Below are 8,601 nucleotides of genomic sequence, written 5' to 3'. Positions count from 1 at the left end.
CCCCGAAAACCCGCCGGCAGGACCCGACGATACTGGCCATCCGTGACTGGGTGCTCAACGTACCGGGCGGTTTATGCCCGGTATCGCCAGCGCCAGCTGTCTGACCTTCAGGCCATGGCAACGTTCATCTGCTCGGCCAGAGCATCATCCAGTTTATTGGCACGTTTGGCCGCTGGCCGACTTTCCGTGCGGTTCACATATTCCAGAAAGACCTCGTTCGTCGGTATGTTTTTCTGCATCATTTCCCACCAGAGATAACTGCTGACCAGCACATCCGCGGCGGTGAACTGATTCCCGCAGATGTACGGGGTCTGGCCAAGCACTTTCTCCAGGGTATTGATGCTGTCTTCCACGCGGCCGCAGCCGACGGCTTGTACGTTGCTACAATCGATTTTCCAGCCATAGGCGAGGGCGCTGGTGGCCATCTCAAACGGGCCTGCCATGAAGAACAGCCAACGGTAATAGGCTCCACGTTCGGGGGACTGTGGTGGCGGCGCCAGCTCTTTCTCCGGAAACTGGTCCGCCAGGTAAGCGCAGATGGCCGCCACCTCGGTCACGATCGTGTTGCCGTGTTTGATGGCCGGCACCTTGCCCATGGGGTTGATGGCCAGGTACTCCTGGGACTTCATATCCGGGCCGAATTCCATCGTCTCTACCGAGTAGGGAATACCGACTTCTTCCAGTATCCAGCGTACAACGCGCCCGCGGGACATAGGATGGGTGTAAAAGGTGAGTTCTGACATGTCGATCTCCTTTTCCTGTCAGTGTTTCAAAGGAAGTGATGTACTGCGAGATCAGATTAATTTGTAAATAGGTAAGAATCTGTCCTAAATAAATCGGACAATAGAATTTATATGAGAATCATCGGAAATCGACGCCAGGAGGAAGGCGATTATGTCTGGTCCTACAACCCGCGTGCTTACCGTGCTTGAGTTATTACAGGCCCACGGCCAGATTGGCGGCGCAGAGCTGGCGGAACGGCTGGGCGTGGACCGGCGGACGATCCGCCGCTACATCACGGTGCTTGAGGACCTGGGCATTCCGGTGATGACGGAACAGGGGCGCTACGGTGGTTACCGATTGGTTGCGGGATTCAAGTTACCGCCAATGATGTTTACAGATGAAGAAACCCTGGCGGTTTCCCTGGGGCTGCTGGCGGCCCGGCAACTCGGGCTGGCGGATGCGGCGCCAGCCATTGCCAGTGTGCAGGCGAAGCTGGAACGGGTGATGCCAGCCAATCTGAAAAAGCGGGTGCGGGGTGTCAGCGATAACACCCGGGTAATCCTGCCCCGGGGTGAACCCAGCCTGGATGACCGCGCCCTACAGACTCTGACTGCTGCCACGGAAGCCGCGCGGACCGTTGGATTTACCTACCACTCCCCACAGCACGGTGGGATGGCGCGCCAGGTCGATCCCTATGGACTGGTGTTCCGACAGGGGCGCTGGTACCTCACGGGGTTCTGCCATCTCAGGGAGGCCATGCGGTCGTTCAGACTGGATCGCATCAGCGGTGTTCACTTGATGGCGGGCACCTTCCAACGGCCGCCAGACTTCGATGCGGCGGAGTTCCTGAGCGACAGCTTCCTGTCCTGGGGCCGAACCCATGAGGTGTCGTTGTTGCTGCACACGGATCGCGAGTCCGCCTCAGCTGTGTTTGATTTCCATTCATCCTGCGCAGAGCAGTTTGAACAAAGCGATGAGGGGTTACTGCTGACTACCCGCACCGATAGCTTCGAGTGGTTCGCCTGGTGGCTGGTGCAGCTCCCGTTCCGGTTTACCATTCTGAAGCCTCAGGGATTGAAGGATGCCTTGCGGAAGCATGCCACACGGTTGCTGGAATGTTGTGAGTAACTGCAAGGCAGTTTCCCGTCACCCCACAAACATCCTTTTCGCCAACGGCAACCCCTTCAGACCACTGACCGCCACGGTGGCCAGTAACCCACCAATCATCGCCCCGGCCACACCACAGGTCATCACATCCTGGCCAGTGAGATATAGACCGGGAATGCGGGTTTTGGGTTTCAGCCAGTCCTGTTCGAAGCGGCTCGGAGTATGATTCAGGCCGTAAATTTCGCCTTTGCTATAACGGCAGAAGTAGTCAGTCGACAATGGTGTGGACAACTCGTAGTAATCCACCTTGCCTTCCAGTTGTGGAAATTTTTCGTACAGTTTGGCCAGCAGTCGCTGGGCGTAGGCTTCCTTCTTTGCTTCGTATTCGTCGCCACGCTTGCCCCAGGTTTTGTCTGACCAGTCTTCGTACCAATCGTAAGGACCGGGCGCGACGATCTCGATGGTGGCGCGACCGGGGTAGCGCTCGGCAAAGCTCGGGTCCTTGGCGGAGGGGAATGAGATGTATGTCAGCGGAATGTCAGTCTCTTCCGGCGCAGCTATAAAATCACTGATCTGCTTTTCGTAATTGGTGCCCGGGTAGATCCAGTAATTGGTTTTTGGTAGCTGCAGGTTTTCGGCGGTATCCTGCAGGCCAATGTACAGGCAATTGCTGGCCATTGAGCGTTCCACGGTTTTCAGCTTTTGCTGGTAATAGTCCCGATGGGGTGCGGATTCTGGCAGCAGCTTGTCAAAGGTGTTGAACACGCCTGCGTTACTGATCACCAGAGGAGCGTGGACTTCTTCACCGTCGGCCATACGGACGCCGACTGCTTTGCCTTTTTCGATCAGGATTTCCTTCACATCGGCATAGGTGAACACCTCGCCGCCGCCCTGCTGGATGACCGGGATGATGGTCTTGGCCATTTCCGAGGCACCACCGATCGGGTAGTAGCCGCCGTAGAGATAATGCCGTGCAATCAGGGCGTGGATGATAAAGCTGGACTCCGCCGGTGGCAGGCCGTTGTCCCCCCACTGGCCGGTGAGCACGGCAATCAGTTCCTGGTTGCTGGTCAGGCCCTCCAATACCTCACGAGTGGGGCGGTTCAGGAAGGTGGGCGCGGTACGGCCAACCAGCTTGCGTAGAGGGCCGGCGGCCAGGTCGGGCAGGACCTTGCCAACGACCAGCCCCGGCATGGCTTTGGCCACCTGCTTCAGATAATCCAGGTAGGTGTCGATGGCCATTTCCTCACCGGGGAAGGCCTGCTTCAGTTCGGCTTTGAAATTGTCTGGTCCGGCCACCAGATCCACATGGCGATCGCCAATAAAGATGCGGTCAAAATGGCTGTCCATGGGAGCCCACTTCAAATGGCCATCGGTAATATGGTCGAACAGGCGCTTGGTCAGCGTGTGATCCGCGCCCACGTCACCAATATAGTGAACGCCCACGTCCCACTCGTAACCGTTGCGGTCGTAGCTATGGGTAAAACCGCCGGCGGTGTAATGCTGCTCGAACACCACCACCTTCTTGTCCAGTTTGCTCATGCACGCCGCCGTGGTCAGCCCGCCAATGCCTGAGCCGATAACAATAGCGTCATAGGGGCCGTCCAGGCGATTGGCGCGGTAACGACGGCCGACACGAATGGTGCTTGGTTTAGGGCTGCTCATGTTGTGGTGTCCTTGTGTTGTTCGTTATCAGCGAGAGATCCGTCCAGCAGAAGGGTGACGACGCCTTCCGTCAGCTGGGGGGCCGCATCGGCACTGGGTAAATGCCCGTCGATGGTCAGTTGTGAAAGTCCATGCACCAGTGACCAGGCGGCAGCGGTCATCAACGCCAGTGGCATGGGTTTGATATATCCGACTTTCTGGGCCCGGGCAATGGTGTCTTCCAGCACCTGAAACGCGCCTTTGCCGGCGGTGTCCAGGCGAGGGTGAACGCCCTTGGGCAATACCCGCCCGCCAAACATCAGCCGGTACAGGTTGGGTTCGTCCTGCGCAAAAGATACGTACACCAGACCAATATCAATCAACGCCCGCCGGGGGGCGCTTTGGTCCACCGCCAACAATCGTTCCCGCAGCGCCTCGAATCCGGTCACGGCCAGCTCTGCCAGCAGGCTTTCCCGGTCAATGAAATGGCGATACAGCGCCGGCGCGCTGACCCCGATCTGCTTGGCCAGTGCCCGCAGACTGATGGCGGCATCACCATGCTCCCGCAGGATTTCCAGGGCCAACTGGTGCGCCTGCTGGGGCAGGTCGCCATGGTGGTAAGAGACTTTGAGAGGTTTTAGGCCGTCAGGCATAAGTTATCACCAATAACATTGTTAACGATGATAACATCATTCATTGGACGCGGTTGTCAATATCCACAACCAGATAAAAAAACCCAACCAGGGAGCTGATTGGGTCTGAGCAAAGAGACAACGGCGGGAAGCTAAACGAATAAACTGCTCAGAAAGTCATTTCCGGTACTTCGTCCGGAACGATAAGGCGGCCAGCGGTTTTTGCGACAATCTCCTCGACCGATACGCCGGGAGCGCGTTCCTTGAGAATGAAGGCTCCGTCACTGATCTCGAGCCAGGCCAGGTCAGTCAAAACTTTCTTGATACATCCGGCTCCCGTTAGCGGCAGGGTACAACGGTCAAGCAGTTTGGACTCATTGTTTTTGGAGGCATGGGTCATGGTAACGATGATGTTATCTGCGCCAGCCACCAAGTCCATGGCGCCGCCCATCCCCTTGACCAGCTTGCCGGGAATCATCCAGGAAGCAATGTTGCCATGGACGTCGACCTCAAAGGCACCAAGAACGGTCAGATCGACATGACCGCCACGAATCATTGCGAACGATTCTGCGGATGAAAAGATCGTGGCACCGGGAAGTGTGGTAACAGTTTGCTTGCCGGCATTGATCAAGTCCGCATCCAGCTCACTCTCCGTCGGATACGGTCCCATGCCAAGGAGGCCGTTCTCGGATTGAAGCATGACTTCCAGGCCTTTCGGAACGTAGTTGGCAACCAGGGTCGGTATGCCGATCCCCAGATTAACGAAGTAACCATCTTTTAATTCGCGCGCTACGCGCATCGCTATCTGTTCTCGTGTTAACGCCATGGTGCTCTCCATCGGCTATCTGTTGTTTTTGGGGAGGGTGGGGCTCGGAAAATCTAGGAACTGCGAACCGTGCGCTGCTCGATGCGCTTTTCAAATACCCCCTGGATCAATCGATCGACGTAGATTCCGGGGGTATGAATCTGGGTCGGGTCCAGCTCTCCCGGCTCTACAATCTCTTCAACCTCGACAACGGTGATTTTTCCAGCCGTGGCAGCCATGGGGTTGAAGTTCTGAGCGGTGTGGCGATACATGACATTGCCATAACGGTCCGCTTTCCAGCCCTTAATGATCGCGAAATCGCCTCGAATGGCCTCTTCAAGAATATAGGGGCGACCGTCGAATTCACGTACTTCCTTGCCTTCAGCAATAGGTGTCCCGTAACCGGTTGCGGTATAGAACGCCGGAATGCCGGCTCCGCCGGCACGCATTTTTTCGGCCAGGGTGCCCTGTGGTGTGAGTTCCACTTCCAGCTCACCTTCGATCAGCTGCTTTTCGAAGAGCGCGTTTTCGCCCACGTAGGACGAGACCATTTTGCGGATCTGCTTGTCTTCCAGCAGAAGGCCAAGACCAAAACCATCGACGCCACAATTGTTGGAAACAATCGTCAGATCCCGGACACCCATTCGCTGGATCTCGACAATCAGGTTTTCCGGAATGCCGCACAGTCCGAATCCACCAGCGATTACGGTCATTCCATCCTCAAGACCCGCCATTGCATCTGCGTAGCTGTTTACGACTTTATCGAAGCCGGCCATATCTGATCCCCCTGCTTATTGTTGTTGCCGTCCACCGAGTCAGTGGCTTCTACTGGAATCAGTTTGCCTTACGACAATAAATTAATTAAATTTGAAATATATTTTCATTAATAAGAATTTCAAATGATGACGGTTAAGCAATTACGGGCCTTTCTGGCGGTGGCGAGAACCAAAAGCTTTGCGGAAGCGAGCCACCTGGTTCATTTGTCTCAACCCGCTTTGAGTCTTGCGATCAAGAAACTGGAGGAGTCATTGGGAGGTGCACTGCTGATTCGTACCACTCGGGTTGTCACATTGACTCCCGAAGGACAAGCGTTGTTTGAGAAAGGCCAGCGTTTGCTCGCGGACTGGGACAACACCGAAGATGAACTTGAGCAACGATTTTCATTGCAGCGGGGAAAGGTCGCTGTAGCTGCTATGCCATCTTTTGCCGGGACCCTGCTTCCCAGGGCTCTTTACGACTATCGCGAGCGCTACCCCAACATCCGCGTTGAGGTGCATGATGTTATTGCGGAGCGCGTAGTGGAAATGGTGCGTGAGTCAAAGATTGAAGTGGGGATAACCTTTGATCCCGGGGCGTCTGAAGACCTGAAATTCACCCCGCTTTTTGACGATGAGTTCATCGCGGTACTGCCTGCGAATCATCCAGGGGCTGGGCAATTAGTGATGTCCTGGAGCAGGCTACTGGAGTGCGATTTCATTGCATTGCAAAGACCTTCTCAACTTCGTGCACGAATGGAAACAGAGTTGAGGGCGTGTGGCCTCAAGCTTGATGTCGCTTTTGAGGCGCATCAGTTGGCGACTGTTGGTCGTATGGTATCTCAAGAGCTTGGGGTAGCGGCTGTGCCGTCATTATGCCGTCAGCAGATGGAAGAGATGGGGGCTCGTTGCGTTAAGCTTGTAGAACCGGTTATATCCCGTCGCGTGGGTGTCCTTACCCGATACCGGGGTACCTTATCCGCAGCGGCTCAGGGATTGGTCAACGTGATGAGGGCAAGTCTCGGAGAACAGACTTAGAGAGTGACTCGGCTCATTGCTGCCAACAACGATACCAGCCGCCCCTTTCGCTCACTTCCAGGTCTGTCATATAGAGGTCTGACAGGTTTGGCCCCGTCAGGATGGCCCCCTTGGGGCCATCAGCCACCACACGCCCTTCTTTTAGCAGGACGACTCGTTCTATCTCAGGAATGATTTCATCAATATGGTGCGTAGCGATAATCATGGAGTGATTGCCGGAGCAATATTGGCGCAATAAATTGAGTAACGTTGTGCTTGCGCCAATATCCAGCCCCGCAGAGGGTTCATCCAGGATCAAAGCCTTCGGATGGTTAACCATGGCGCGAGCTATCAACAACCGGCGCTTCTGACCGGTGGACAAGCGCTGAAACATACGCTGCGCTAACGGAGTCATCCCCACCCTGTCCAGCATTTCTTCAGCGAGCTGCCTGTGTTTGCTTGTGGGTTGCAGGTGATCGTGGGCCCCGATAGCTCCAAAGAAGCCCGAGGTAACCACGTCAAGCGCGGTCGTGTATGGAGTGTAATCCTCCTGCAGGTCCTGAGAGACAATTCCGATTTTTGATTTGAACTCCCATATGACGGTTTCTTCGTCGAACACCCTGACGTAACTATCGGGGGTATCCACTGGATAGATATCCCGTGAGAGCACCTTCAGCAGTGTGCTTTTGCCAGATCCGTTGGGACCAAGAATGGCCACCCGTTCGCCATCCTCAATCGTTAGGGAGACCTCCTGAATTGCCTTGGTAGCTTGTTGGTAGGCGGTAATACGGCGGATATCTATCATCACTTTATCCTTCCATCACATTGATCAGTCTTTGTTCTACGGGCGGCTGTATATGCTATCTCGTCCCACTCAGATGTCGTGTATTTTACAGATAATATACAATAGTTGAAAAATATATAATATGGGTTTAGAGTGTTGGTGAACTGGAGAGAGGTGTACACGATTACCTGTAATCAAACCCGTTACGCAGATCTCTCTTATTGTGGGCTAAAAAAAGAGATTAATAACAATGAGATACCTGAGATTTATTCATAATGGTAAGCCAGTGCTGGGAGTCAGGACAGAAACCGGCGTACACATCGTGGGTGAGCGCGATCTTGAATCGCTGCTGGCGGAGGGGATTGATCTGGCCTCTTTCGGTCATGGAGCTGTGCGGTTTGGAGACGAAGTGGTTGTTCCGGAAGACGCTTATCTGCCGTTAATGCAACGCCCGACAAAAGTGATATGCGTTGGCCTCAACTATTCGGAACACATCGATGAGTCTCCCTATGATCGGCCGGATTACCCCACGCTGTTTCCGCGATTCAATTCCAGCCTGACCGCCCATGGGAAGCCGATTGTTGTACCTCGAATCTCGGATTCACTCGATTACGAGGGTGAAATGGCGGTGGTACTCAAGAGCGGTGGTCGCCACATCTCCAGGGAAGACGCACTGAACTGCGTAGCCGGGTATTCGATCTTTAATGAGGCGTCGGTGCGGGAGTATCAGTTCAAATCGCCGCAGTGGACGGTTGGAAAGAACTTTGATGATACCGGGGCATTTGGTCCGGAACTGGTGACTGCCGACGAGCTCCCCGCAGGCGGGAAAGGGCTGCTTCTCGAGACGAAGGTCAATGGTGAAGTGGTTCAGTCAGCCAGCACAGACACCATGATTTTCGATGTAGCCACACTGATCTCCACTATCAGCGAAGCAATAAGCCTCGAAGCAGGGGACGTGATTGTAAGCGGTACTCCCTCAGGCGTCGGATTCGGCATGGATCCCAAGCGCTATCTCAAGCATGGCGACACCGTAGAGGTGAGTATTGAGGGTATTGGCACGCTTCGTAACAAGGTTGTGGATGAGCTGAAGTAGTCCAACCGTTTCATAAATACTATAAAAACAAGGTGAGTATT

The 8,601-nt window shown here is 54.8% G+C and carries 9 protein-coding genes; 3 read left to right on the top strand and 6 right to left on the bottom strand.

The genetic code is table 11. From position 1 onward, the window contains the following. Positions 1-107 precede the first annotated feature (107 nt). Positions 108-743 (bottom strand): glutathione S-transferase family protein, encoded by a 636-nt coding sequence (locus tag MARLIPOL_RS12895; protein ID WP_012138607.1) that lies wholly within the window; start codon positions 741-743, stop codon positions 108-110. Positions 744-894: 151 nt separating this feature from the next. Here MARLIPOL_RS12895 and MARLIPOL_RS12890 point away from each other — a divergent pair, with 151 nt between their 5' ends. Then, on the top strand, positions 895-1,851 hold the full coding sequence (locus tag MARLIPOL_RS12890; protein ID WP_012138606.1) for a helix-turn-helix transcriptional regulator: 957 nt from the start codon (positions 895-897) through the stop codon (positions 1,849-1,851). Positions 1,852-1,869: 18 nt separating this feature from the next. Here the strand turns inward: MARLIPOL_RS12890 and MARLIPOL_RS12885 are convergent, their stop codons facing one another. From MARLIPOL_RS12885 to MARLIPOL_RS12870, 4 genes are all read right to left on the bottom strand, one after another. Then, on the bottom strand, positions 1,870-3,495 hold the full coding sequence (locus MARLIPOL_RS12885) for a phytoene desaturase family protein (RefSeq protein ID WP_012138605.1): 1,626 nt from the start codon (positions 3,493-3,495) through the stop codon (positions 1,870-1,872). Continuing rightward, complete coding sequence (locus MARLIPOL_RS12880; RefSeq protein ID WP_012138604.1) at positions 3,492-4,127, bottom strand: TetR/AcrR family transcriptional regulator; 636 nt, start codon at positions 4,125-4,127, stop codon at positions 3,492-3,494. The genes MARLIPOL_RS12885 and MARLIPOL_RS12880 overlap by 4 nt, the downstream gene beginning before the upstream one ends. A gap of 148 nt (positions 4,128-4,275) precedes the next feature. Next, a complete protein-coding gene (locus tag MARLIPOL_RS12875) occupies positions 4,276-4,932 on the bottom strand; it encodes a CoA transferase subunit B (RefSeq protein ID WP_036191649.1) in 657 nt (218 codons plus the stop codon). Positions 4,933-4,985: 53 nt separating this feature from the next. Then, positions 4,986-5,687 (bottom strand): CoA transferase subunit A, encoded by a 702-nt coding sequence (locus tag MARLIPOL_RS12870; protein WP_012138602.1) that lies wholly within the window; start codon positions 5,685-5,687, stop codon positions 4,986-4,988. Positions 5,688-5,813: 126 nt separating this feature from the next. Between MARLIPOL_RS12870 and MARLIPOL_RS12865 the strand changes: the two genes are divergently transcribed. Further along, complete coding sequence (locus MARLIPOL_RS12865) at positions 5,814-6,704, top strand: LysR family transcriptional regulator (RefSeq protein ID WP_036191779.1); 891 nt, start codon at positions 5,814-5,816, stop codon at positions 6,702-6,704. Positions 6,705-6,717: 13 nt separating this feature from the next. Here the strand turns inward: MARLIPOL_RS12865 and MARLIPOL_RS12860 are convergent, their stop codons facing one another. After that, positions 6,718-7,488, bottom strand: coding sequence for an ABC transporter ATP-binding protein (locus MARLIPOL_RS12860; RefSeq protein WP_012138600.1), 771 nt, complete (start codon positions 7,486-7,488; stop codon positions 6,718-6,720). A gap of 229 nt (positions 7,489-7,717) precedes the next feature. Here MARLIPOL_RS12860 and MARLIPOL_RS12855 point away from each other — a divergent pair, with 229 nt between their 5' ends. Beyond that, a complete protein-coding gene (locus MARLIPOL_RS12855; protein WP_012138599.1) occupies positions 7,718-8,560 on the top strand; it encodes a fumarylacetoacetate hydrolase family protein in 843 nt (280 codons plus the stop codon). Positions 8,561-8,601 lie beyond the last annotated feature (41 nt).

This window comes from Marinobacter lipolyticus SM19, assembly GCF_000397065.2.
Classification (GTDB): Bacteria; Pseudomonadota; Gammaproteobacteria; order Pseudomonadales; family Oleiphilaceae; genus Marinobacter; species Marinobacter lipolyticus.
This window is presented reverse-complemented; position numbering and strand designations above follow the sequence as displayed.